The following is a 25,216-nucleotide window of genomic DNA, read 5'->3' as shown; positions in this document are numbered from 1 at the left end:
GATCCGACATAGGCCCGCCCCGAGCGGGGCTGCCGGCCGTCAGGGAGCGGTCACCACGTGAGCACCTACGACCTGAGCGGCGACTCCGGCCGGGCCGGCCGACGCCGGACGGCGGCCGAGCGCGCCACCGGCCGACGCCGGGGCAACACCACCATCTCCCCGCAGGGCACGCCGAACCGGCGCAACACCGAGCTGGCCCTGCTGGCCTTCGCCGTCGTGCTGCCGATCCTCGCGTACGCCAACGTGGGCCTCGCGATGGACTCCGCACTGCCCGCCGGCATGCTCGGCTACGGCCTCGGCATGGGCGCGCTGGCCCTGATCGCACACCTGCTGGTGCGCCGCTTCGCGCCGTACGCGGACCCGCTGATACTGCCGATCGCCACCCTGCTGAACGGGCTCGGCGTGGTGATGATCTGGCGGCTCGACAAGGCCGGCAAGCTGTTGACCGCCAACTTCCCGGCAGCCCGGAACCAGCTGATCTGGTCGGCCCTCGGGATCGGGCTGTTCATCGCCGTGATGGTCTTCCTGAAGGACCACCGGGTGCTCCAGCGCTACACGTACATCTCGATGGTGGCGGCCCTGGTCCTGCTCGCCGCGCCGGCCTTCTTCCCGGCCCGGGCGGAGGACTTCGGCGCCAAGATCTGGATCCGGTTGGGCGGCTTCTCCATCCAGCCCGGCGAGTTCGCCAAGATCATCCTGACCGTGTTCTTCGCCGGCTACCTGATGGTCAAGCGGGACGCGCTGGCGCTGGCCAGCCGCCGCTTCATGGGCCTGTACCTGCCGCGCGGCCGCGACCTCGGCCCGATCGTCGTCATCTGGCTGCTCAGCCTGCTGATCCTGATCTTCGAGAACGACCTCGGCACGTCCTTCCTGTTCTTCGGCCTGTTCGTGGTGATGCTCTACGTCGCCACCGAGCGGACCAGCTGGATCCTGTTCGGCCTGCTGATGTCGGTCGGCGGCGCGGTCGCGGTCGCCATGACCACCAGCCACGTCAAGGTCCGCATCGACGCCTGGCTGGACCCGATGGCCGCCTTCGGCCCGCACCCGCCGAAGGGCGCCACCGAGCAGATCGGTCAGTCGCTGATGGCGCTCGGCTCCGGCGGGGTGACCGGCTCGGGCCTCGGCCAGGGCCGCTCCTGGCTGATCAACTTCGCCGCCAAGAGCGACTTCATCCTGGGCTCGTTCGGCGAGGAACTCGGGCTGGCCGGCCTGATGGCGATCTTCCTGCTGTACGCGCTGCTGGTGCAGCGCGGCCTGCGCACCGCCCTCGCCGCCCGCGACCCGTTCGGCAAGCTGTTCGCCGTCGGCCTCGCCTCGGCGATGGCGATCCAGGTCTTCGTCGTGGCCGGCGGCGTCACCGGACTGATCCCGCTGACCGGTATGACCATGCCGTTCCTCGCCCAGGGCGGTTCGTCCGTGGTCGCCAACTGGGCGCTGATCGCGATCCTGCTGAAGATCAGCGACAGCGCGCGACGACCCGGGGTCGAACCGGCCCCGGCCACCGAGGGCCAGGGAGGACCCGCCCGATGAACAAGCCGATCCGCCGGGTCTCGATCTTCTGCCTCGTCCTGATCCTGGCCCTGATGGTGCGCACCAACTGGGTGCAGGGCGTCCAGGCCGAGTCCTGGGCCACCAACAAGAACAACAAGCGCCAGCAGTACGACCGCTACGCCCACCCGCGCGGCAACATCATCGTCGGCGGTCAGCCGGTCACGAAGTCCGACTTCGTCAACGGCCTGCGCTACAAGTACAAGCGCTCCTGGACCGACGGCCCGATGTACGCCCCGGTCACCGGCTACTCCTCCCAGGTCTTCGGATCCAACCAGCTGGAGAGCCTGGAGGACGGCATCCTCTCCGGCACCGACGACCGGCTGTTCTTCCGCAACACCCTGGACATGCTGACCGGCGAGCAGAAGCGCGGCGGCGACGTCGTCACGACGATCAACGCCAAGGCCCAGAAGGCCGCCTGGGACGGCCTCGGCGACAAGAAGGGCGCCGCCGTCGCGCTGGACCCGAAGACCGGCGCGATCCTGGCCCTGGTCTCCACCCCGTCCTACGACCCGGGCACCATCGCCGGCAGCGAGAGCGGTGACTCCAAGGCCTGGACGGACCTCAACGCGGACCCGAACAAGCCGATGCTGAACCGGGCGCTGAAGGAGACCTATCCGCCCGGCTCGACGTTCAAGCTGGTCACCGCGACCGCCGCGTTCGAGAACGGCCTGTACCAGAACATCAACGACGCCACCTCGACCCCGGACCCGTACAAGCTGCCCGGCACCAACACCGTGCTGAACAACGAGAGCCCCACCGAGCGCTGCGAGAACGCCACGCTCAAGTCCGGCATGGACCAGTCCTGCAACACGGTCTACGCCAAGATGGGCGCCGACCTCGGCAAGGAGAAGATGCGGGCGCAGGCGGAGAAGTTCGGCTTCAACAGCACGATCGACACCCCGGTCCGCTCCGAGAAGAGCATCTTCCCGGACAGCGCGAGCCTGGACGGCACCGCGCAGGACTCGATCGGCCAGCACGACACCCGCGCCACCCCGCTGCAGATGGCCATGGTCTCCGCCGCGATCGCCAACAACGGCAGCCTGATGCAGCCGTACCTGGTCGACCAGGAGCGCTCGGCCTCGCTGACCACCATCTCCAAGCACACCGAGAAGCAGTTCTCCCAGCCGATGAGCCCGAGCACCGCGCAGAAGATGCAGGACCTGATGGTCTCGGTGGTGGAGAACGGCACCGGCAAGAACGCCAAGATCCCCGGCCTGCAGGTCGGCGGCAAGACCGGTACCGCGCAGCACGGCGAGGACAACGCCGGGCTGCCGTTCGCCTGGTTCACCTCCTGGGCCAAGACCTCCGACGGCCAGTCGGTCGCGGTCGCGGTCGTGGTCGAGGACGGCTCCGACAACCGCGACGGCATCAGCGGCGGCCGGCTGGCCGCCCCGATCGCCAAGGCGGTGATGCAGGCCGTGCTCGGCAAGTAGGGAGGGGCCCGGTGGTGAGTCGAATGTCACGATCGGCACCCTCGTCCGGATACCGGTCTGATATCGGCCGACGGCCGACTCCGGCCCGGCGCGGTACGACCGGTAGCGTATCCGCCAGCAGCGGGTGTGCCCGTTGCCGCCCGCGAGACGGCGCACGGCCCTGCCGGAGAACCGGTCGAGGCCCGCGCGGCGTCACCCAGAGCGTGCGGGGACACCTACGTCACAACCTCACCGGCGGGTGAGGGAGAGGGTCGGAACTATGGAAGAGCCTCGTCGCCTCGGCGGCAGGTACGAGCTCGGCGGCGTCCTAGGACGCGGCGGCATGGCCGAGGTGTACCTCGCCCATGACACCCGGCTCGGCCGTTCCGTCGCAGTGAAGACGCTCCGGGCCGACATGGCCCGGGATCCGTCGTTCCAGGCCCGCTTCCGCCGCGAGGCGCAGTCCGCGGCGTCCCTGAACCACCCCGCGATCGTCGCCGTGTACGACACCGGCGAGGACTACATCGACGGCATCTCCATCCCGTACATCGTGATGGAGTACGTCGAGGGGTCCACCCTGCGCGAGCTGCTGCACTCCGGCCGCCGGCTGCTGCCGGAGCGCGCGCTGGAGATGACCATCGGCATCCTGCAGGCGCTGGAGTACTCGCACCGCGCCGGCATCGTGCACCGCGACATCAAACCGGCCAACGTGATGCTGACCCGGCAGGGCAACGTCAAGGTCATGGACTTCGGCATCGCCCGCGCGATGGGCGACGCCGGGATGACCATGACCCAGACCTCGGCCGTCATCGGCACCGCCCAGTACCTCTCCCCCGAGCAGGCCAAGGGCGAGCAGGTCGACGCCCGCTCCGACCTCTACTCCACCGGCTGCCTGCTCTACGAGCTGCTGACCGTCCGCCCGCCGTTCGTCGGCGACTCCCCGGTCGCGGTGGCCTACCAGCACGTCCGGGAGGAGCCGCAGCCGCCGTCCGTGTTCGACCCCGAGGTGCGCCCCGAGATCGACGCGATCGTGCTGAAGGCGCTCGCCAAGGACCGCGACTACCGCTACCAGTCCGCCGACGAGATGCGCGACGACATCGAGCGCTTCCTCGACGGCCTGCCGGTGGCCGCCGCCCAGCAGGCCGCCGCGTACGGCATGGGCGCCGCAGGGTACGGCTACGACCAGAACGGCTACCCGCAGCAGCACGACCCGTACGGCCAGACCAACGTGCTCCCGCAGCAGCCCGGCGGCGGCCCGACCACCGTCCTGCCGCAGGCCGGCGGACAGCCCGGCTACGGGCCGCAGGGCGGCTACCAGGACGACGGCTACGGCCAGACCTACGCCGGCGGCCCGGCGGGCGGCGGTCCCGACGACGGCTACGGCCGGGAGGGCGGCCGGCGCGGCGAGGAGCCGCCGAAGAAGAGCAACACCTCCTGGATCGTGCTGGCGGTGGCCGCCGTGCTGGTCCTGGTCGGCACCTTCTTCGTGGCCCAGGCCATGTTCAACGGCAACGGCGGCACCAAGGACGCCCCGAAGGTCTCCGTGCCGAACCTGGTCGGCAAGAGCCTGGCGGACGCCAAGACGGCCGCCGCCGCGGCCGGTCCCAAGCTCGTGGTGACCGAGGGCGACAAGATCGCCTGCCCGGACGCCAACATCAAGAAGGACCAGGTCTGCACCCAGAACCCGGTGGTCGGCGGTCAGGTCGCCGAGAACGCCACCATCACGGTGCAGATCTCCTCGGGCCCGGCCAAGACGCCGGTGCCTAGCGTGATCGGCAAGACCAAGGACCAGGCGACGAAGGCGTTCAACGACGCGGGCTTCACCAACGTCACCACCGAGTACAAGGACGACGACACCGCCCCGCAGGAGACGGTCACCGCCCAGGATCCGGCGTCCGGCTCGGCCGACCCGGGCGCACCGGTCAAGCTGACCGTCTCGCAGGGCAAGGCGAAGCTGCCCGTGCCGAACGTGGTCGGCGCGCAGAAGGAGGTCGCGCAGGCCCAGCTGGAGGGCCAGGGCTTCCAGGTCGACGCCTCGAAGACGACACAGACCAACGACCCGACCAAGGTGAACACCGTCGCCCAGCAGTCCGTCCCGGCCGGCACCAAGGCCCCGGCCAACACGAAGATCACGCTGACGGTCTACAAGATGCAGGACAAGCCCCAGGTCCCGGCGCTGCAGAACGTCAAGCTGTCGGATGCCATCTCGCAGCTGACGAAGGCCGGTCTGGGCTTCACGGTGGTGTCCGGTCCCTCGGACCCGAACGCCACCGTGATGAACACCAACCCGCCGGCCGGCACCCAGCTGGACCCGAACACCCAGGTGCAGCTCGTCACGAAGCCGGCCGATCCACCCAAAGGGGGCGACCCCCTCCCCCCCGTCCCCCCGACACCCTCCAACACCAAAGGGGGAAACAACTAAGCCCTGGTTCCCCTGGTTCTGAGGCCTGGTTGTCCTGAGCAGGAACGCCCGAGGGCCCGTCGCGACGACTGCGACGGGCCCTCGGGCGTTCTCCGCGGAGCTCAGGAGGAGCGCAGCTCCGGCGGCGGGGTGCGCTTGGCGTCCACGTCGTCCACCCGGACCAGGCTGCCCCAGACCGCCATCCGGTAGCGCGAGGTGTACACCGGCGTGCAGGTGGTCAGCGTGATGTACCGGCCGGGGCCGGCGTAGCCGGAGCCGGCCGGGACGGGCGCGACGATGCCGGTGTCGTACTTGGAGGTCTCCGGCAGGGTGTTGTCGACCCGGTAGACGTACCACTTGTCCTTGGTCTCGACGACGATCGCGGCGCCCTTGTGGACGGCGTCCAGGTCGTGGAACTTGGCGCCGTGGCCGTCCCGGTGGGCGGCCAGCGCGAAGTTGCCGGCCTCGTCCCAGGGCATCGCGGCCCGGTAGGGCTGCTCGTACACCCCCGCCACGCCCTCGGACAGGGTGGCGCTGTCGGTGCCCATCCGGATCAGCACCTGGTAGTCCTTGCCCATCGCCGGGACGTGCAGGAAGCCGACCGCGTCCCCGGCCGCGTACGGCGCGGTGGGCGTCGCGCCGGGCGTCGCGCCGGGCGTCGCACCGGGCGTCGCACCGGGGGCTGCCGAGGGGGTGCCGGTCGGGCTCGCGGCCCAGGTGTCGCGCAGTTTGCCGGAGGCCGTGGCCGCCGAGCGGTCCGCCTCCACGTTGGTCCACCACAGCGAGTAGGCGACGAACAGACCGAGCACCAGGCCCAGAGTTATCAGGAGTTCGCCGAAGACGCCGAGCGCGGCCAGCGCGCGGCCGCGGCCGCGCCGGGCGGGCGCCGGGCCGGGCCGGGGCGGCGGGAAGGCCTCCTCCTGTGGCTCGGCCCACTGCGCGGTCTCGTCCGTCATCTCCGCTGCTCCCCCTCTGTGCCGGGTGCTCGGGCGGCTACCCGCCCGTGATCGCGGCCGGCTTGCCTTGGCTGCGCGGCCGTTCCTCGGTCATCTTGCCAAACACGATGAGGCGGAACTTGGAGGTGAACTCGGGCGTGCAGGTGGTCAACGTGATGTAGCGGCCGGCGCCCGCGTACCCGGCGCCGTTGGGGACCGGCTTGATCACGCTCACGTTGTTGGGGGAGGTCTCCGGGATGCCGCCGGTGATCTCGTAGGTGTAGTACGCCGTGGCGGTCTCCACCACGACCTTGTCGCCCTTGCCGAGCTGGTTGATGTACCGGAACGGCTCGCCGTGGGTGTTGCGGTGCGCGGCCAGCGCGAAGTTGCCCGCCTTGTCGGCCGGCATCCCGGTGCCGGTGTAGTGGCCGACCAGGCCCTTGTCGAGCACCGCCGGCTTGGAGGTGCCCTCGGCGATCGGGAACTTCAGCCCCAGCTTGGGCAGGTAGATGATGGCGAAGCCCTTGCCGGGCTCGAACGCCTCCGGCTTGGCCGGGTCCGGGGCCGGCTGCCCGGGCTGGGGCGGCGCCTGCGCGGCGTCGAACTGCTGCTCCAACTGGTTTCGGGCACCGGAGGCGGCCGCGTCGGCCTGCACGTTGGTCCACCAGAGCTGGTACGAGACGAAGAGCAGCATGACCACGCCGAGCGTGATGCACAGCTCGCCGACGAGCCGCGCGGTCACCACGGCCGCGGATTCCTTGGGCCGCACCCGCGCCCCGGCACCGCGGCCGGCCGCCCGGCGCCGCCCCACGCCCGCGCGCACGGAGGTCCGGCCCTGGGCGGCCCGCCGCCGTTCGGCCCGGCCGCCGGTGGGCGGGGCCGGCTCGGCCACCGGCCCGCCGACGTCGAGGGGCAGGCGCAGCTGCAGGGTCTGGTCGGGCAGCCACGGGTACTCGGGGCCTGACGCGGCGGGCTGCTCGGCCTGCTCGTACACGCCCCAGGCGTCCTCGGCGGCACCCTGCCCCGGGTACGGCCGGTCGCCGTAGTGCTGTCCGTTGCCGTACTGGCCGTTGCCGTACTGGCCGTTGTCGTACTGCGCGCCGCCGTACTGGCCGTTGCCGTACTGCGCGCCGCCGTACGGCTGCCCCTCGTACGGGCCCGCCTCCGGCTGGTAACGCCCCTCCGGACGCAGCGCGGTCACGCCGCTCAGCCCCGGCCGATCACCGGGGCGAGCCCGGCCGACCGGTCCACGGCCCGTGGGTCGCCGCACTCCGCCAGCCAGTTCGCGAGCATCCGGTGCCCGCCCTCGGTGAGCACCGACTCGGGGTGGAACTGCACGCCCTCGACGGGGAGTTCGCGGTGCCGCAGGCCCATGATCACGCCGCTGCCGGTGCGCGCGGTGACCACCAGCTCGTCCGGCACCGTGGCCGGGTCGACCGCCAACGAGTGGTACCGGGTGGCCGTCATCGGCGAGGGCAGGCCCTCGAACACCCCGCCGTCCTCGTGCTCGACCAGCGAGGTCTTGCCGTGCAGCAGCTCCGGCGCCCGGCCGACCACCGCGCCGTACGCGACCGCGATCGACTGCAGGCCCAGGCAGACGCCGAACACCGGCAGCCCGATCCCCGCGCAGTGGTGCACCATCGCGATGCAGACGCCGGCCTCCTCGGGCGCCCCGGGCCCGGGGGAGAGCAGCACCCCGTCGAAACCCTCCTCGCCCGAGCGGCGGACGGCGTGCTCGACGGTCACCTCGTCGTTGCGCACCACCTCGCAGGTGGCGCCGAGCTGGTACAGGTACTGGACCAGGTTGAAGACGAAGCTGTCGTAGTTGTCCACGACCAGGATGCGGGGCGCGGTCGGCTGGGTGGTCATTCTCGCGTGGTCTCCGTGGGATGCGGGGCGGGGTCGGCTGGGTGGCGGAGCAGGGCCGCCGGGTCAGCCGGCCGCGGCACCGTCGCCGCCGTCCACTGTGACGTCACCGAAGGGGAGCAACGGTTCCGCCCACGGGAAGACGTAGGTGAAGAGGAGGTAGACGATCCCCACGACGAGGAGCAGCGAGATGACGGCGCGAACCAGGGTGTTTCCCGGGAGGTGACGCCAGATCCAGCCGTACATGGTGCTCCCTCGACGTAGCGGACTGGGGTCAAGAGTAGACCCGGGATCAACGACCGCGGGGCCGGTCCGCTACTGCTGCCCGCCCGCCGACCGCAGCTCGGTGGTGCCGGAGTACCCGGGGAGGGTCAGGTCACCGCTCTCCTGGACCTTCCAGCCGAGCCCGTAGGCCTGGACGTACTTGAGGTAGGTGCGGATCGTCGGGTCGGCGTCCACGGCGGCCTTCAGGCCGTCCGTGCGGCCGACCGCCTTGACCACGTACGGCGGCGAGTAGACCCGGCCCTGCAGGAGCAGGGTGTTGCCGACGCAGCGGACGGCGCTGGTGGAGATCAGCCGCTGGTCCATCACCTGCACGCCCTCGGCACCGCCCCGCCACAGCGCGTTGACCACGGCCTGGATGTCCTGCTGGTGGATGACCAGGTCGTTGACGCCCGGCTCGGGGACGCCCGGGATGCGCGCGGTGGCGTTCGGCGGGGCGTCGTTGAGGGTGACGGTCAGGCCGCCGCCCTGCAGCGGCTCCAGGGCCGCGCCGAGCCGCAGGCCGTCCAGTCGGGCCGCGTCGGCGGGATTGCCGCTCTGCTGTCCGGTGAGCTCCTGCGCGCGGGCCTGGAGGTCGGCCAGCTGGGACTGCGCCTGCTGGTTCTGCGAGCTGCGCTGGCGTATCACGTCGCCGAGGCTCAGCAGCGAGTTGTCGGTCCGCAGGTCGGTGCCACGGGCGGTCTGCGCGCTGATGTAGAAGAGCAGTCCGGCGAGTGCGAAGACCGCGCACGTCAGGGCACGTCCGACAATTCGGGTGCCGGAGCGGCGGGTACCGGTCGGCCGAGGGGGAATCGACAAATTAGGCACCGTACCCTTATCTCCTTAAGACCCGCCGAGCCACTACGCTAACGGACGCCGGTGGCATGTGTGGGAGCGGTCCCCTGCGTTCCGCACAGCCCACCACCCGCCTACCGACCCCCCGCTGCACCTCTGCGCGGTCTCACAGCGCATCGACAGGAGAGCTCCTCGTGCCGAAGTCTCGACTCCGCAAGAAGTCCGACTACACCCCGCCGACGACGGCCGCGGTGAAGATCAGTTCGGGCCGCAGTTGGGTCGCACCGCTGATGCTGGCACTGTTCCTGATCGGCCTGGTCTGGATCGTCACCTATTACGTGACCAGCGGCAGCTACCCGGTCGAGAGCTGGCGGAACTGGAACATCCTGGTCGGCTTCGGCTTCATCGCCGCGGGGTTCGGCGTCTCCACCCAGTGGAAGTGACGCCCCGCTCCTCCTGAGGTCCCTCTCGGGCCGCCTCCGCCGCTTCGGATCGCTCGCCCCGGGCGGCGGTCAGGCATGCCCGGACTCGGGCGGGAAACCGGTCGGCTATCCCCACAATCGGACTGTCACGCTTATCCACATGGTTATCCACACTGGGGAAAAGTCTCCCCAGCCTGTGGATAACTTTGCGGCCGCGGACTTTCCACAGCTGTGCACAACCCTCGGGGAACGGGAAAACCGCACAGCAGGACACGCGTAGAACAGCAGTCCACACCCGGGGCGACGCACAGCCTGTGCACAACCCCGCACCCGCTGTGGACAAACACCCCCCGGCGTCACGCGCCGTAGCGGGCCATCCCGATCAGCAGCATCGCCGCCACCACGGCCGCCGAGCCCGTCACCGCCAGCCCCTGCACCAGGCCGCGGCGCTCGCGCGGGGCGTACATCAGACCGGCCGCCGTCAGCGCGCCCACCACCAGACCGCCGATGTGCGCCCGCCAGTCGATGACGTCCGTCCGCGCGAAGGTGATGACCAGGTTGAAGACCAGGAACGCCATCACCGGGGCGATCGGGCCCCGGCTGCGCAGCTGCGACACCACCGTGGCGCCGATCAGACCGAAGATCGCCCCGGAGGCGCCCACGGTGTTCATCCAGTTGCCGGCCAGCAGGAAGGCGAAGGCGCTCCCCGCCAGGCCGGAGAGCAGATAGAGGGCCAGGAAGCGCAGTCGTCCGAGCGCCTCCTCCAGCGCGGGGCCGAGCCAGAGCAGGACCAGCATGTTCATGCCGATGTGCCACCACTGGAGGTGCACGAAGGTGGCGGTCAGCAGCCGGTACCACTGGCCCGGGCCGTCGGCCACGCCGCCCGGGCCGCCCGGGACGGCCCGCCCGGCGCTGAACAGCGACCAGGTCTCGCCCAGCCGCGGCGCGAGCACGTAGGCGGCCAGGACGAAGACCACCACGTTGATCCCGACCAGCGCCCTGGTGACCAGCGCGCCGTCCGGCGTCAGCGCCCCGCCGAACCGGGTGGTCGCCTGCCGCATCCCGGCGTGCCCGTCCCCGACGCACTCCGGGCACTGGAAGCCCACCGAGGCGCCCACCATGCACTGCGGGCAGATCGGGCGCTCGCAGCGGGTGCAGGAGACCCCGGTGGCCGTCTGCGGGTGCCGGTAGCAGCCGGTCAGCATGAGGTGTTCCCTTCCCGTACGCGACCACCGAAATCGCCAGCCTACTGCGGCCGGTCCGGCGCCGGGCGCCCCCGGAACCTCTTCCGAACCCCGCGTACGGCCCACTCCGACATGCTGATGGACAAATCAGCATGCATGATCAGCATTCAGGTGGATATGTGCATAAAGGACGCCACCCAGGAGGAGAGAACTCGTGACCTTTTCGGACTCGGCCCGTGAGACGGCCGCCAAGACCCGGGACACCGCCGTGCAGCTCGCGGACGGCGCCAAGCACCGTCTGGGCCCTGCCCTGGACGCCTTCGGTCCGAAGGCCGCCCAGGCCGCCCACGGGCTCCGTGTCCACTATGACCGGCACCTCGCCCCGCAGTTCGGTCACGCCTTCGCCAGCCTGCCGCCCGAAGCCCAGCAGAACGCCCTGAAGGCCTTCCACCGGGCCCAGGAGGCCGCTCTGGCGGCCCGCCTGTCCGCCGGCCGCGCCGCCGACCAGGCCCGCTCCACGGTCGGCCCCAGGGTCGCCCAGGCCGTCGAGGAGGCCCGTGCCGCCGTCACCCCGGTCGCCCACGAGGCCCAGACCCGGGGCGCCGCCGCGCTGACCGCGCTGCAGGGCCACGTCACCTCGGCCGAGATCAGCGAGCTCGCCGCCCGCAACGCCAGGAAGGGGCGGTGCAACGGCTGGGCCACCGGCCTCGCCGTGGCCGGCGCGCTGGCGATCGGCAGCGGCGTCCTGGCCTGGCAGTGGTGGCGCCGGCACAGCAACCCGGAGTGGCTGGTCGAGCCCCCGGCCGACCGGCCCACGGGCGCGCACGCGGCCGGCGCGGCGGCCGCGGCACCGGTCAACGGCACCTTCCCGGACGCCGCGGGTGGCCCGCAGAGCGCCCCGCCCGCCACCGCCGGGCCCGGCGCGGAGCCCGGCAAGCCCGACGACGACCACCCCAAGCCGCACGACCCGCGCAAGCCGCACTGACCCGGCGCCCAGACCCGCGCGTGTCGATGTCGATGCTGACGTGAGCCGGGAAACGCGAAAGCGGCTGACCCGCCAGTGCAGGTCAGCCGCTTCGCGCGTGCTGTGGAGCATAGGAGACTCGAACTCCTGACATCTGCCTTGCAAAGGCAGCGCTCTACCAACTGAGCTAATGCCCCTCGACGGCACCGCGGGTGCCGACGGGCACTAGCGTACCGGGTTCCGGCGCTTTTCCCAGCGCCCTCCCCCGGGGCCGACCGGAGCTGCCGCCGAGGCGGCGTCCGGGCGGTGCCTGGGGTCCGGCCGATCCGGTCGGATGACCGGGCCGGCCGGCCCGGGAGGCGCGCTCGGGCGCCTCCGAAGATCGTCGATCGTCAGATCGTCCGGGGTTCAGCGACCGGCCGGAACCGGGTCGGTGGCCTCGGTCCACAGGTCCTGCTCGGCGCGGTCCGCCTGGACCTGACGGTAGACAAAGAAGCCGCCGAGGGCGACCAGGGCGACCAGGAGAAGCTTCTTCACCGCGGGACCTCGTCCTTCTTGCGTTGGTGGACTCAAGAGTCGGTGCTCCGGCCGGACTGACCGGGCCGACGAGTCCAGTTGTGTTTCGAGCGCGAGCGGGCTGCCGGGTGCCAGACTGCCCTTGCGGCCGATGATACACACCGGTGTCCCAATCGTGACCAGCCGCCGCTGCGGCCAACCCGGCAGTCCGGGCGAAGGATTGACGCCGCACCTCCTGTCGTACGGTCGGCCCGCGTGGGCCGGGCCCCCGCCACGGCACCCAGCGCGACCGGCGCGCCCGTAACGCGAGCTGGTCGAGCGCGGCGAGCACCACCAGGGCGCAGACCAGTCCGGGAATGCTCATCGCCCAGAAGACCGCCACGTCGCCACCATCCCTCCACACGTCCCTTCCCCGGTGAACAGCCGGGCGGGGCACGCGGTTCCCGGAGCGGCCGGGGAAACGCCGAAGGGCCCGGAGTGCATGACTCCGGGCCCTTCGCGGTGGTGGGCCTAACAGGACTTGAACCTGTGGCCTCTTCCTTATCAGGGAAGCGCTCTAACCGTCTGAGCTATAGGCCCTTGCCGCACTGAAAGATTAGCGGACCGATGGCCGATCTCCCAAATCCGGGTCGGCGGGGCCCGCGGCGGGCACCCCGGTGACCATCTGCGGCACTCCCGCGGCCGGGCGCAGCAGCCACTCCTCGCGGGTCGACGGGAGGCCGGCCCCGCCCTGCTCGGTGCTGCGGACGGCGAGGATCTGGTTGATCCCGATCCGGTTCTGCTCGAAGGCGAGCGCGCTGGCCGCCATGTACAGCCGCCAGACCCGGGCCCGGCCGCGGCCGACCAACCGGACGGCCTCCGTCCAGTGCGCCTCCAGGTTGGCCACCCACTCGCGCAGAGTCAGCCCGTAGTGCTCGCGCAGCGACTCGACGTCCCGGACCTCGAAGCCGGCCTCCTCCAGCCGGGCCACCGTGGAACCGACGGGGGAGAGCTCGCCGTCGGGGAAGACGTAGTGGTCGATGAAGGGGCTGGTGCGGTGCGGCTCACCGGGGTGGTCGGGGCGGCGGGCGATCTGGTGGTTGAGCAGCCGGCCACCGGGCACCAGCAGCCCGTAGAGGCCCTCGGCGTAGACCCGGTACTGCTCGGAGCCGACGTGCTCGGCCATCCCGACGCTGGAGATCGCGTCGAACGGGCCGTCGACGATCTCCCGGTAGTCCTGGAGCCGGACCTCCACCCGCCCGGCCAGGCCGGCCTCCTCGACCCGCCGGCGGGCCAGCGCGACCTGCTCCCGCGAGATGGAGACGCCGACGGCGGTGACGCCGTAGTGCTCGGCCGCGTGCAGCAGCAGCGAACCCCAGCCGCAGCCGACGTCCAGCAGGCGCATCCCGGGCCGTAGGCCGAGCTTGCGGCAGATCAGGTCGAGCTTGGCCTCCTGGGCGGCCTCCAGGCTCTTCGCCCCGGGCGCCCAGTAGGCGCACGAGTAGACCATGGAGGAGCCCAGTACGAGCCCGTAGAAGTCGTTCCCGACGTCGTAGTGGTAGCTGATGGCCGCGCGGTCCCGGCTGCGGCTGTGCAGCCGCCCGCGGGCCTTGCGGACCTCCTCCGGGGGCGGCGTGGGCTCGGGGCCGAGCGCCCCGGCCCGCAGCGCGGCCGCGAGCACCCGGCGACCGCTCGCGCCGAGCACGTCGCGCGGGCCGAGGTCGAGGCGACGGATCTCCGGCCGCTCGGCGAACCGACCGACGGCCGACAGCACCTCGTAGAGGTCGGTGCCGGGGGCGATCTCCAGGTCCCCCGCGACGTAGGCCCGGGCCAGGCCCAGCTCGCCCGGCTGCCAGAGCAGCCGGCGCAGCGCCCGGCGGTTGCGCAGGACCACGGTGGGGGCGCCCGGCGGCCCCGCGACGCTGCCGTCCCAGACCTGTACCCGCAGCGGTACCGGGACCCCCAACAGCCCGTCCAGGGCCTCGACCAGTTGACCTGCGAGCTTCGCCACCGCGCGCCTCCGTCCAGCCGTCCTACGGAACGTCATCCGACCCGGTCGGGCGGACCGGGGGCGGCCTGCGGCACTCCCAGGCGTGGACCGGGCGCCATCCAGCTAATCCCACCGCGGCCGACCGGCTTCCGGACGGCACGCCGCGGGTCGCCGTCTGTCACCCGAAATGCCGACGGGCCCCGCAGGCTGCAACAGCCTGCGGGGCCCGGACATTCCGTCCGTGGACGGGGAGATGACCCAGGGTCAGGATCCGGCCGGGGTCAGTCCTCCTCGGCCAGGGTCAGCTCGACGCCGCCGGTGAAGCCGGCCGCCGCGTTGTAGATGAACGCCGAGAGCGTGGACAGCGCGGTCAGCAGGACGACGTCGACCACGGCGATCAGCGCGGTGAAGGTCATCACCTTGCCGAAGCCCACGTAGTCCATCAGGTTCAGACCGCCGGTGCTGTCCGAACCCGTGACGTCCTTGAGGGTCTTGGTCAACGAGCTGAAGACGCCGAGCGAGTCCAGCGTCATCCACAGCACCGCGGCGGCCACGATGATGATGATCCCGACCGCCAGCGACAGCAGGAAGCTGACCTTCATCACGGACCACGGGTCGACCTTGGTCACCCGCAGCCGGGCCTTGCGGGTCCGGCCGAGGCCCGGGCCGGCGGCCGCGGGCGCGGCGGTCGGCCGGCGCGCCGCACCCGGGACGGGCGTGCCGCCGGGCGGGGTGTTGCCGCTGGTCCGGGTGCCCCGGCCCGGGGTCGGCTGCCCCTTGGCGTACGTGGTCGGCTGCGAGAAGCCGCCGCCCGGCGCCGGTGCACCCGGCGGCGGCGGGGGCGTCTGGCCGCCGTAGGTCGCGCCGCCCTGGCCCCCGCCGCCGACCGGTGGCATCAGCGAGGTGGACGCCGAGTGCTCGGCCGGCGGCTGCGGAACGCCGTACCCACCCCCGCCCTGCGCGCCCGGACGGCCGCCGGAGGGTCCTCCCGCAGCACCCGTGGCTCCACTCACCTGGTCCTCCCGCACTTCCCACCAGGGCGGCGGCACCGCCCTGCTTCGTCACTCGTCATCCAGCGCCCGGCGGGATTGCCCGGAACTGGTCGGCGGCCGGTGCCGCCGCGTCCTCTCTCTGGACGCGACGGCACCGGCCCGTGGTTCGGTTCAGATCCCGGCGTCGCCGCCGACCGTCGTCTCCGTACCCTCGGCCGTCTCGGTGGACTCGGTGTCCATGACCTCGTCGTCCGCCGTCTCCTCGTCCTCGGCTTCCGCGTTGCGGGCCATGCCCACGACCGCATCGCGCTTTCCGAGGTTGATCAGTTGGACGCCCATCGTGTCACGTCCGGTTTCACGAACCTCGGAAACCCTCGTCCGGATCACCCCACCCGACAGGGTGATGGCCATGATCTCGTCACTGTCGTCGACCACGAGCGCGCCGACCAGCGAGCCCCGGCCCTCGACGATCTTCGCCGCCTTGGTGCCGTAGCCGCCCCGCCCCTGGACACGGTACTCGTCCACGGCCGTGCGCTTGGCGTACCCACCATCGGTCGCGGTGAAGACGTACGTCCCCGGGCGGACGACGTTCATCGAGAGCAGTTCGTCGTCCTCGCGGAAGGCCATGCCCTTGACGCCGGAGGTGGCGCGGCCGGTCGGGCGCAGCGCGTCGTCGGTCGCGGTGAAGCGGATCGACTGGGCCTTCTTGGAGACCAGCAGCAGGTCGTCCTCGGCGGAGACCAGCTCGGCGCCGATCAGCTCGTCGTCCCGGCCCTCCTCGTCCTGGCGCAGGTTGATCGCGATCAGGCCGCCGGAACGCGGCGAGTCGTAGTCCTTCAGCGCGGACTTCTTCACCAGGCCGGCCCGGGTGGCGAGGACCAGGTACGGCTTGTCCTCGTAGGTGCGCACGGCCATCACCTGGGTGATGTGCTCCTCCGGCTGGAAGGCCAGCAGGTTGGCCACGTGCTGGCCGCGGGCGTCGCGTCCGGCGTCCGGCAGCTCGTAGCCCTTGGCGCGGTAGACCCGGCCCCGGTTGGTGAAGAACAGGATCCAGTTGTGCGTCGTCGTCACGAAGAAGTGGTCGACGATGTCGTCCTGCTTGAGCTGCGCGCCGCGCACGCCCTTGCCGCCGCGCTTCTGCGAGCGGTAGAGGTCGGAGCGGGTCCGCTTGACGTAGCCGCCACGGGTGATCGTGACGACGATGTCCTCCTCGGCGATGAGGTCCTCGATCGAGAGGTCGCCGTCGGACGGGATGAGGGTGGAACGCCGCTCGTCGCCGTACTTCTCGACGATCGCGGTGAGCTCCTCAGAGATGATCTCCCGCTGGCGGATCGGCGAGGCCAGGATCGCGTTGTACTCGTCGATCTTGCGCTGCAGCTCGTCGTGCTCGTCCATGATCCGCTGGCGCTCCAGGGCGGCCAGGCGGCGCAGCTGCATCTCCAGGATGGCGTTGGCCTGCAGCTCGTCGATGGAGAGCAGGCCCATCAGGCCGGTGCGGGCGGCGTCGGCGCTCGCCGAGGCCCGGATCAGCGCGATGACCTCGTCGATCACGTCCAGGGCGCGCAGCAGCGCGCGCAGGATGTGGGCGCGCTCCTCGGCCTTGCGCAGCCGGAAGGTGGTGCGCCGGACGATGACCTCGACCTGGTGGTTGACCCAGTGCCGGATGAAGGCGTCCAGCGACAGCGTGCGCGGCACGCCGTCGACCAGGGCCAGCATGTTGGCGCCGAAGTTGGTCTGCAGCTCGGTGTGCTTGTAGAGGTTGTTCAGCACGACCTTGGCGACCGCGTCGCGCTTGAGCACGACCACCAGGCGGGTGCCGGTGCGGGACGAGGACTCGTCGCGGACGTCGGCGATGCCGGCGACCTTGCCGTCCTTGACCAGGTCGGCGATCTTCAGCGCGAGGTTGTCCGGGTTGACCTGGTATGGCAGCTCGGTGATCACCAAGCACTGGCGGCCCTGGATCTCCTCGACCTCGACCACGGCACGCATGGTGATCGAGCCGCGGCCGGTGCGGTAGGCCTCGTCGATCCCGCGGTGGCCGACGATCAGCGCGCCGGTGGGGAAGTCGGGGCCCTTGATCCGCTCGATCAGGGCCTCCAGCAGCTCCTCGTTGGAGGCCTCCGGGTGCTCCAGCGCCCAGAGCGCGCCGGAGGCGACCTCGCGGAGGTTGTGCGGCGGGATGTTGGTGGCCATGCCGACCGCGATGCCGGTGGCACCGTTGACGAGCAGGTTGGGGATGCGCGCGGGCAGGACGGTCGGCTCCTGCGAGCGGCCGTCGTAGTTGGCGGCGAAGTCGACGGTCTCCTCGTCGATGTCGCGCATCATCTCCATGGCCAGCGGCATCATCTTGCACTCGGTGTAGCGCATGGCCGCGGCCGGGTCGTTGCCCGGGGACCCGAAGTTGCCGTTGCCGTCCACCAGCGGCATCCGCAGCGACCACGGCTGGGCCAGGCGGACCACGGTGTCGTAGATCGAGGTGTCGCCGTGCGGGTGGTAGTTGCCCATGACGTCGCCGACGACGCGGGCACACTTGTAGTAGCCCTTCTCGGGGCGGTACCCGCCGTCGTACATCGCGTAGAGCACGCGTCGGTGCACCGGCTTGAGGCCGTCGCGGACCTCGGGGAGCGCCCGGCTGACGATCACGCTCATCGCGTAGTCGAGGTAGGAGCGCTGCATCTCGGTCTCGAGCTCGACCGGCTCGATCCGCATGGTCGCCTGGGCGGTGGCCTCGGGGGCCGCGGGGGTCTCGGGCTGTTCGCCTTCGGGACGGTTGTCGTCGACCACTGGTGGTCAGTTTCCTTTCACGCGGACTGGTACGTGGTTCGCTGCCGGTCGGGCGGCGTCACACGTCCAGGAAGCGGACGTCCTTGGCGTTGCGCTGGATGAAGGAGCGGCGTGCCTCGACGTCCTCGCCCATCAGCACGGAGAACAGCTCGTCGGCACGGGCGGCGTCCTCCAGGGTGACCTGGAGCAGCAGCCGGTGCTCGGCGTCCATGGTGGTGACCCGGAGCTCCTCGGCGTTCATCTCGCCGAGACCCTTGAAGCGCTGGATCGCGTCGTCCTTGGGGAGTCGGCGCCCGGCCTCCACCCCGGCCGCGATCAGCGCGTCGCGCTCGCGGTCGGAGTAGGCGTACTCGAAGTCGTCCTTGCCCCACTTGATCTTGTACAGCGGCGGCATGGCGAGGTAGACGTACCCGGACTCGACCAGCGGCCGCATGAAGCGGAACAGCAGGGTGAGCAGCAGGGTGCGGATGTGCTGACCGTCGACGTCGGCGTCCGCCATCAGGACGATCTTGTGATAGCGGAGCTTGGACTCGTCGTAGTCCTCCTGGATGCCACAGCCGAAGGCCGAGATCAGCGCCTGGACCTCGGTGTTCTGCAGCACCCGGTCGATCCGGGCCTTCTCGACGTTCAGGATCTTGCCGCGGATCGGCAGGATGGCCTGGGTGCGCGGGTCCCGGCCCTGCTTGGCCGAGCCGCCGGCGGAGTCACCCTCGACGATGAAGATCTCGCACTCGGACGGATCCTTGGACTGGCAGTCGGAGAGCTTGCCCGGCAGCGAGGCGGACTCCAGCAGGCCCTTGCGGCGGGTGAGGTCGCGGGCCTTGCGGGCGGCGACGCGCGCGGTGGCGGCCTGGATGGACTTGCGGATGATGTCCGCGGCCTCGTTGGGGTTGCGGTCCAGCCAGTCGTTGAGGTGCTCGTAGACGACCTTCTGGACGAAGGTCTTGGCCTCCGTGTTGCCGAGCTTGTCCTTGGTCTGGCCCTCGAACTGCGGCTCGCCGAGCTTGACCGAGATGATCGCGGTCAGACCCTCGCGGATGTCCTCGCCGGAGAGGTTGTCGTCCTTCTCGCGGAGCAGCTTCTTGTCCCGCGCGTAGCGGTTGACCAGGCCGGTCAGCGCGGCGCGGAAGCCCTCCTCGTGGGTGCCGCCGCCGTGGGTGTGGATGGTGTTGGCGAAGCTGTAGACCCCCTCGGTGTAGGAGGAGTTCCACTGCATCGCGATCTCCACCGAGATCGCCTTGTCCTTGTCCTCCGCCTCGAAGTCGATCACCGAGGGGTGGATCACCTCGCCCTTGCGGGAGTTGAGGTGGGCGACGAAGTCGGCGATGCCGCCGTCGTACTTGTACGTGACGGTGAGCGGCTTGCCCTCCTCGTCCACGTGCTCGGGGCGCTCGTCGGTGAGCGAGATCGACAGGCCCTTGTTGAGGAACGCCATCTCCTGGAAGCGCCGGGAGAGCGTCTCGAAGGAGTAGACGGTCGTCTCGAAGATGTCGCTGTCGGCCCAGAAGGTGACCGTGGTGCCGGTGCGGTCGGTCGGCTCCCCCTTGGCCAGGGCGGCCACCGGGGCGCCCATCTTGTAGTCCTGGGTCCAGGTGTTGCCGTCCTTGTGGATCTCCACGGAGAGCCTGGTGGACAGCGCGTTCACCACGGAGACGCCGACGCCGTGCAGGCCGCCGGAGACGGCGTAGCCGCCGCCGCCGAACTTGCCGCCGGCGTGCAGGACGGTGAGCACGACCTCGACGGCCGGCTTGTCCTGGCCGGGGACGATGTCCACGGGGATGCCTCGGCCGTTGTCGACGACGCGGATCGCGCCGTCGGCCATGATCGTGACGTCGATGGTGTCGGCGTACCCGGCCATCGCCTCGTCGACGGAGTTGTCCACGACCTCCTGCACCAGGTGGTGCAGACCGCGCTCGCCGGTGGAACCGATGTACATGCCGGGGCGCTTGCGGACGGCGTCGAGGCCTTCCAGCACCTGGATGTTGCTACCGGTGTAGGAAGCCTGGTCGGTCTGGTCTGGGGTCTGGCTGGGGTTGCCGGAATCGGCCACGAAGCGCCCTCTCTGGCACAGCACGGGCCGCAATCCCGCCCCGTGCGGGCGGGCGTGCGACCACGGCGTTTAGACTCGGTTGCCACTAGCAACAGTGTTTGGCTCTCAGTCTACCGGTACGACTGACAGAGATGGGCGTTTGGCAGCCCTTGAAGGCAGATATGCCGCCCTGAATCCCCTCTGCACGTGTCCCGATACTCGCCCCGGGGGCCCAGAGCGCCTGGAAGGGCTGTCAGGGGTTCCGGAAGATCGTGGTCCGCTCGGCGTCGGTCACCGCGGGGCCGGCCCCGCGGTCAGCCCCAGGTGTCGCCCGGCCCCTTGCTCCCCGGCGCGCGCAGCCGGCCGTAGCCCCGGGCGGGCGCCGCCGGGCCGAGCACCTTGATGGTGCGGACCGTGCCGTGGCCCAGCTCGTGATTCAGACGGGCCACCAACTGCCTTGCCAGCCAGCGTAGTTGGGTGGCCCAGGCAGTGGAGTCGCACTGCACGGTGAGCACCGCGGCGGCGTCGTCGTAGGAGGAGGGGTGGCAGTGCGCGGCGATGTCCGGGCCGACGATCTGGGGCCACCGGCCCATCACCCCGCCGACCGCGGCCGAGGACTCCCAGCCCCGCTCGGTCAGCAGCCGGTTCAGCGCCGCCCCCAACGGGACCGGGTCGCGGCCGTCCGACCGGGCGCCGCTGCGCAGTCCGTACCGCTTCGCCTCGCGCTTCTCCCGGACCTGCTCGCCGCGCTGCCGCGCCTGGGCCCGGGCCGCCCGCAGGGCGGAGCGGGCGAGGTCGGCGCCGGTCGGTGCCGGGTCGCCCGGCTGGGGGGAGCGCTCCGCCGGCTCGCTCACGGCGATCTCCTTTCCCCAGCCTGTGGACAACGGTCGCGGGTGCGCGCCGATGAGCCGTCCAGCCTACGGGAGTGCACGGGCGGCGGTTGCGGGTGTGCCGGGGGAGTCAGGCGTCGATCCGACGGACGGCGCCGTCGGCGACCGCGAACCGGGCGCCGGCCAGCGCCTTCGGCACGTCCTCGGCGACCGCCGCGGTGACCAGCACCTGCTCGCCGTCGGCCACCAGTTCGGCCAGCCGGTCCCGGCGGGCCGCGTCCAGCTCGGCGAACACGTCGTCCAGGATCAGCACCGGCTCGCCGCCGTCGGCGCGCAGCAGCTCGTACGAGGCCAGCCGCAGCGCCAGCGCGAACGACCAGGACTCGCCGTGGCTGGCGTAGCCCTTGGCGGGCAGCGGGCCGAGCTTGAGCACCAGCTCGTCGCGGTGCGGGCCGACCAGGGTGATCCCGCGCTCCACCTCCTGCTTGCGGATCGCCTGCAGCGCGTTCAGCAGCTGTTCCTCGGCCTGCTCGCGGCTGGTCGGCAGCCCGCCCTCGAAGGAGCTGCGGTACTCCAGGGCGGTGTCGCCGCCGCCCGGGGCCAGCTGCCCGTACGCGGCCGCCACCAGCGGCTGCAGGGCGGCCACCAGCTGGATCCGGAAGGCCGTCAACTCGGCGCCGGCCCGGGCCAGATGGCCGTCCCAGACCTCCAGGGTGGAGAGGTCGGCGCCCTTGCCGCCACCGGCCCGGCGGGCCATCGCGGCGGTCTTCAGCAGGGCGTTGCGCTGCTTGAGCACCCGCTCGTAGTCCTGCCGGACCCCGGCCAGCCGGGGGGCCCGGGCGGTCAGCAGCTCGTCCAGGAAGCGGCGGCGCTCGCCCGGATCGCCCTTGACCAGGCTGAGGTCCTCGGGCGCGAACAGGACGGTGCGCAGCAGGCCCAGCACATCGCGCGGGCGGACGTTGTCGGAGCGGTTGATCCGGGCCCGGTTGGCCTTGCCCGGGGTCAGCTCCAGCTCGACCAGGGTGGAGCGGCCGCGGTCCACCACCGAGGTGCGGATCACCGCGCGCTCGGCGCCCAGCCGGATCAGCGGGGCGTCGGTGGCGACCCGGTGGCTGCCCAGGGTGGCGACGTAGCCGATCGCCTCGACCAGGTTGGTCTTGCCCTGGCCGTTGGGCCCCACGAAGGCCGTCACGCCCGGGTCGAGGGGGACCTCGGCCCGGGCGTACGACCGGAAGTCGGCGAGCGACAGATGCGCGACGTGCATGGCTGTGGACTGCGCTCGCCTTCTGTGGACAAACCCTGGGGGAGTTACTTGGACTCGACCGCGTGGCCGCCGAACTGGTTGCGCAGCGCGGCGATCATCTTCATCTGCGGCGAGTCGTCCTGGCGGGAGGCGAAGCGGGCGAACAGCGAGGCGGTGATCGCCGGCAGCGGCACCGCGTGGTCGATCGCGGCCTCGACGGTCCAACGGCCCTCGCCGGAGTCGGCGGCCCAGCCGCGCAGCTTGGCCAGGTGCTCGTCCTCGTCCAGGGCGCGGACGGCCAGGTCCAGCAGCCAGGAACGGATGACCGTGCCCTCCTGCCAGCTGCGGAAGACCTCGCGCACGTCGGTGACCTCGGGGGCGGCCTCCAGCAGCTCCCAGCCCTCGGCGAAGGCCTGCATCATCGCGTACTCGATGCCGTTGTGGACCATCTTGGCGAAGTGGCCGGCGCCCACCGCGCCCGCGTGCACCGAGCCGAAGTCGCCCTCGGGCTTGAGCGCGTCGAAGATCGGCTGGACGCGGGCGACGTGCTCGGCGTCGCCGCCGTACATCAGGGCGTAGCCGTTCTCCAGGCCCCAGACGCCGCCGGAGACGCCGCAGTCGACGAAGCCGATGCCCTTGGCGGCCAGCGCCTCGGCGTGCTTGATGTCGTCGGTCCAGCGGGAGTTGCCGCCGTCGACCACCACGTCGCCGGGGGAGAGCAGCTCGGCGAGCTCGTCGACGGTCGCCTGGGTGGCGGCACCGGCCGGGACCATCACCCAGACCACCCGCGGGCCCTGGAGCTTGGTGACGAGTTCCTGCAGGCTCTCGACGTCGGAGATGTCCGGGTTGCGGTCGTAGCCGATGACGGTGTGGCCGGCGCGGCGGATCCGCTCGCGCATGTTGCCGCCCATCTTGCCGAGACCGATGAGGCCGAGCTCCATGACCAAGTCCTTACCTGTGGTGACGTGCCTGCCGGCGGCGCCGTTGCCGCACTCCCCGAGCCTACGCGCTGAAGCGGCAGGGCCTCCCCGCGGTCGGGCCGACCGGGGGAGGCCGTCCACAGACCGTGTGCACAGCCTGTGGGTCGTCAGCCGGGAGGTCAGCCGGAGAGGCGGACCGGCATGATCAGGTACTGGTAGGCCTCGTCCGCCTCGGCGTCCACCGACGCCTTGCCGCTGAGCAGGGCCGGCTTGGTCGGGGTGGTGAAGCTCAGCTGGGCGTAGGCGGAGTCGATGGCCTTGAGGCCCTCCTCCAGGTAGCCCGGGTTGAAGGCGATCGAGATGGCGTCGCCCTCCAGGGAGGCGTCGATCCGCTCGGTGGCCTGGGCGTCGTCGCCCGAACCGGCCTCCAGGGTCAGCACGCCCTCCTCGAAGTTCAGCCGGACCGGGGTGTTGCGCTCGGCGACCAGCGAGACGCGCTTGAGCGCCTCCAGGAAGGGCTGGGTCTGGATCGCCGCGATGGCGTTGAACTCCGTCGGGAAGAGGCTGCGGAACTTCGGGAACTCGCCCTCCAGCAGCCGGGTGGTGGTCCGGCGGCCGGCGCCCTCGAAGCCGATCAGGCCCTCGCCCGCCCCGCCCGAGGAGAGCGCGATCGAGACGTTGTCGCCACTGCCCAGGGACTTCGCGATGTCCTGCAGGGTCTTGGCGGGCACCAGGGCGACGGCGGAGATGTCCGACTGCTCGGGCTTCCACAGCAGCTCACGGACCGCGAAGCGGTAGCGGTCGGTGGCGGCCAGGGTGATCCGGTCGCCCTCGATCTCGACCCGCACGCCGGTGAGCACCGGCAGGGTGTCGTCACGGCCGGCGGCCACGGCGGCCTGGCTGACCGCGGAGGCGAAGACGTCGCCGGGGACGGTGCCCGTGGCGGTGGGCATCTGGGGCAGGGCCGGGTACTCGTCCACCGGGAGGGTGGGGAGGGTGAACCGGGAGCTGCCGCAGACCACGCTGACCCGCTGGCCGTCGGTGGAGATCTCCACAGGCCTGTTGGGAAGGTTGCGCGAGATGTCGTTCAGCAGCCGGCCGGAGACCAGGACGGTGCCGGCCTCCTCGATGTCCGCCTCCAGCTCGACCCGGGCCGAGACCTCGTAGTCGAAGCCGGACAGCGCCAGGCTGCCGTCCTGTGCCGTCAGCAGCAGGCCGGCCAGCACCGGCACCGGCGGCCGTGCCGGGAGGCTGCGGGCAGCCCAGGCCACCGCCTCCGCGAGGACGTCACGCTCCACCCGGAACTTCACCGGTAACCGCCTCCTGGATCGAGCGCTCCCGCTCGCACTCTGGTTCGTCTGATCTTGATCGTCGGTTCGGCTGTCCACCGAGCACTGCCACTCCGCTTCCAGTCGCAGAGGACAGTCTGACGTACTCCGCCGACAGACGGGGCAGACGGGCGGAAGCAACCCGAACAGATGTCGGGCGGCGGTTGTCCACAGATTCGGGGCCCACCCACTTTCAAGCGAGTCGATGGGTCTAAAGGTGTAGTGGTAGTAGTAGGGCCTGTGGAAACCGTGGATAACCCCGTTTCCGCAGGTCAGGCCCACTTTTTTGTCCACAGCGACTGTGGACGGCGGCTGTGGACGGACAGGCCTCGCTGTGGACAGCGGAGCGTTACCCACAGGGCACGCTGGGTATCCACAGGTTATCCCCAGGGCTATCCCCAGATCCGGGCCCGGTTATCCACGGGCGCCGGTCAACTTTACGTGACGCCTTTCACACCAGGGCATGAACGCCACCCCACGGTTGCCGAACTGTGGACCACTCTGTGGACAACCTGGGGATAACCGCCCCGATCCTGGGGACAACCGGTGGATAACCCGGATGGCCCACTGGCGGCCCGTCAATTGTCCACAGCCTGTGGATAACCGTTGTGCACAAGTCCACAGGCACCTGACCTGCGCGGAAGAGCGTAGCGGTGACGGGCCTGTGGACGAATTCTGGATAACTTCGGACTCCCCGGCCTGTGGACTACGGGGAGGGCGCCCGTCCTGTGGACAACTGCCCTGCGCGGCCCCGGCTTTCGAATTGCCGGTCAGATGTTCGGCGCGGGCTGTGGACTGGCGGAACGTCCGTCGA

At 71.1% G+C, this 25,216-nt stretch carries 20 protein-coding genes and 2 tRNA genes; 5 read left to right on the top strand and 17 right to left on the bottom strand.

From position 1 onward, the window contains the following. Positions 1 to 153: 153 nt before the first annotated feature. The 3 genes from ACIO5E_RS08160 (at position 154) to pknB (ending at position 5,385) form a co-directional block, all read left to right on the top strand. Positions 154 to 1,530: an FtsW/RodA/SpoVE family cell cycle protein gene (locus tag ACIO5E_RS08160; RefSeq protein ID WP_400665354.1), complete on the top strand. Its 1,377-nt coding sequence runs from the start codon at positions 154 to 156 to the stop codon at positions 1,528 to 1,530. Beyond that, positions 1,527 to 2,984 (top strand): peptidoglycan D,D-transpeptidase FtsI family protein, encoded by a 1,458-nt coding sequence (locus ACIO5E_RS08155; protein ID WP_400664916.1) that lies wholly within the window; start codon positions 1,527 to 1,529, stop codon positions 2,982 to 2,984. The genes ACIO5E_RS08160 and ACIO5E_RS08155 overlap by 4 nt, the downstream gene beginning before the upstream one ends. 259 nt (positions 2,985 to 3,243) lie before the next feature. Further along, positions 3,244 to 5,385, top strand: coding sequence for a Stk1 family PASTA domain-containing Ser/Thr kinase (gene pknB, locus ACIO5E_RS08150; protein WP_400664915.1), 2,142 nt, complete (start codon positions 3,244 to 3,246; stop codon positions 5,383 to 5,385). Between the two features lie 101 nt (positions 5,386 to 5,486). Here the strand turns inward: pknB and ACIO5E_RS08145 are convergent, their stop codons facing one another. From ACIO5E_RS08145 to ACIO5E_RS08125, 5 genes are all read right to left on the bottom strand, one after another. Beyond that, positions 5,487 to 6,320: a class E sortase gene (locus ACIO5E_RS08145; protein ID WP_400664914.1), complete on the bottom strand. Its 834-nt coding sequence runs from the start codon at positions 6,318 to 6,320 to the stop codon at positions 5,487 to 5,489. Positions 6,321 to 6,357: 37 nt separating this feature from the next. After that, on the bottom strand, positions 6,358 to 7,500 hold the full coding sequence (locus tag ACIO5E_RS08140; protein ID WP_400664913.1) for a class E sortase: 1,143 nt from the start codon (positions 7,498 to 7,500) through the stop codon (positions 6,358 to 6,360). 5 nt (positions 7,501 to 7,505) lie between these two features. Beyond that, positions 7,506 to 8,168, bottom strand: coding sequence for an aminodeoxychorismate/anthranilate synthase component II (locus ACIO5E_RS08135; RefSeq protein WP_280673910.1), 663 nt, complete (start codon positions 8,166 to 8,168; stop codon positions 7,506 to 7,508). 63 nt (positions 8,169 to 8,231) lie between these two features. Beyond that, positions 8,232 to 8,411, bottom strand: coding sequence for a hypothetical protein (locus ACIO5E_RS08130; RefSeq protein ID WP_280673909.1), 180 nt, complete (start codon positions 8,409 to 8,411; stop codon positions 8,232 to 8,234). A 69-nt stretch (positions 8,412 to 8,480) separates the two neighbouring features. Further along, a complete protein-coding gene (locus ACIO5E_RS08125) occupies positions 8,481 to 9,245 on the bottom strand; it encodes a DUF881 domain-containing protein (RefSeq protein ID WP_400664911.1) in 765 nt (254 codons plus the stop codon). Positions 9,246 to 9,415: 170 nt separating this feature from the next. Here ACIO5E_RS08125 and crgA point away from each other — a divergent pair, with 170 nt between their 5' ends. Then, the gene (crgA, locus tag ACIO5E_RS08120) at positions 9,416 to 9,664 is read left to right on the top strand and encodes a cell division protein CrgA (RefSeq protein ID WP_350876761.1); all 249 of its coding nucleotides are present in this window, start codon (positions 9,416 to 9,418) and stop codon (positions 9,662 to 9,664) included. Between the two features lie 335 nt (positions 9,665 to 9,999). Here crgA and ACIO5E_RS08115 read toward each other — a convergent pair whose 3' ends face one another. Further along, a complete protein-coding gene (locus ACIO5E_RS08115; RefSeq protein WP_400664910.1) occupies positions 10,000 to 10,848 on the bottom strand; it encodes a rhomboid family intramembrane serine protease in 849 nt (282 codons plus the stop codon). A gap of 193 nt (positions 10,849 to 11,041) precedes the next feature. Between ACIO5E_RS08115 and ACIO5E_RS08110 the strand changes: the two genes are divergently transcribed. After that, a complete protein-coding gene (locus tag ACIO5E_RS08110; protein ID WP_400664909.1) occupies positions 11,042 to 11,812 on the top strand; it encodes a DUF5324 family protein in 771 nt (256 codons plus the stop codon). Between the two features lie 103 nt (positions 11,813 to 11,915). On the opposite strand, the gene ACIO5E_RS08105 is transcribed toward ACIO5E_RS08110, so the two are convergent. The 11 genes from ACIO5E_RS08105 to dnaN all read right to left on the bottom strand — a co-directional run bounded on the left by ACIO5E_RS08105 (position 11,916) and on the right by dnaN (position 24,384). Next, positions 11,916 to 11,988: transfer RNA gene (locus ACIO5E_RS08105), tRNA-Ala, on the bottom strand. Between the two features lie 211 nt (positions 11,989 to 12,199). After that, entirely contained in the window at positions 12,200 to 12,328 is a 129-nt protein-coding gene (locus ACIO5E_RS08100; RefSeq protein ID WP_014137031.1) for a DLW-39 family protein, read from the bottom strand. A gap of 481 nt (positions 12,329 to 12,809) precedes the next feature. Next, positions 12,810 to 12,886: transfer RNA gene (locus ACIO5E_RS08095), tRNA-Ile, on the bottom strand. 16 nt (positions 12,887 to 12,902) lie between these two features. Then, positions 12,903 to 14,297 (bottom strand): class I SAM-dependent methyltransferase, encoded by a 1,395-nt coding sequence (locus ACIO5E_RS08090; protein WP_400664908.1) that lies wholly within the window; start codon positions 14,295 to 14,297, stop codon positions 12,903 to 12,905. Between the two features lie 260 nt (positions 14,298 to 14,557). Beyond that, a complete protein-coding gene (locus ACIO5E_RS08085; protein ID WP_400664907.1) occupies positions 14,558 to 15,289 on the bottom strand; it encodes a DUF3566 domain-containing protein in 732 nt (243 codons plus the stop codon). Positions 15,290 to 15,439: 150 nt separating this feature from the next. Next, on the bottom strand, positions 15,440 to 17,977 hold the full coding sequence (gene gyrA, locus ACIO5E_RS08080) for a DNA gyrase subunit A (RefSeq protein WP_400665352.1): 2,538 nt from the start codon (positions 17,975 to 17,977) through the stop codon (positions 15,440 to 15,442). A 133-nt stretch (positions 17,978 to 18,110) separates the two neighbouring features. After that, positions 18,111 to 20,126: a DNA topoisomerase (ATP-hydrolyzing) subunit B gene (gene gyrB, locus ACIO5E_RS08075; protein ID WP_400664906.1), complete on the bottom strand. Its 2,016-nt coding sequence runs from the start codon at positions 20,124 to 20,126 to the stop codon at positions 18,111 to 18,113. A 269-nt stretch (positions 20,127 to 20,395) separates the two neighbouring features. Further along, entirely contained in the window at positions 20,396 to 20,935 is a 540-nt protein-coding gene (locus ACIO5E_RS08070; RefSeq protein ID WP_280673901.1) for a DUF721 domain-containing protein, read from the bottom strand. 106 nt (positions 20,936 to 21,041) lie between these two features. After that, entirely contained in the window at positions 21,042 to 22,175 is a 1,134-nt protein-coding gene (gene recF, locus ACIO5E_RS08065) for a DNA replication/repair protein RecF (RefSeq protein ID WP_400664905.1), read from the bottom strand. A 44-nt stretch (positions 22,176 to 22,219) separates the two neighbouring features. Beyond that, positions 22,220 to 23,095, bottom strand: coding sequence for a phosphogluconate dehydrogenase (NAD(+)-dependent, decarboxylating) (gnd, locus tag ACIO5E_RS08060; RefSeq protein WP_400664904.1), 876 nt, complete (start codon positions 23,093 to 23,095; stop codon positions 22,220 to 22,222). A 158-nt stretch (positions 23,096 to 23,253) separates the two neighbouring features. Continuing rightward, on the bottom strand, positions 23,254 to 24,384 hold the full coding sequence (gene dnaN / locus ACIO5E_RS08055; RefSeq protein WP_280673898.1) for a DNA polymerase III subunit beta: 1,131 nt from the start codon (positions 24,382 to 24,384) through the stop codon (positions 23,254 to 23,256). Positions 24,385 to 25,216 lie beyond the last annotated feature (832 nt).

The sequence above is a fragment of the Kitasatospora sp. NPDC087314 genome (genome assembly GCF_044744365.1).
GTDB lineage: Bacteria > Actinomycetota > Actinomycetes > Streptomycetales > Streptomycetaceae > Kitasatospora.
This window is presented reverse-complemented; position numbering and strand designations above follow the sequence as displayed.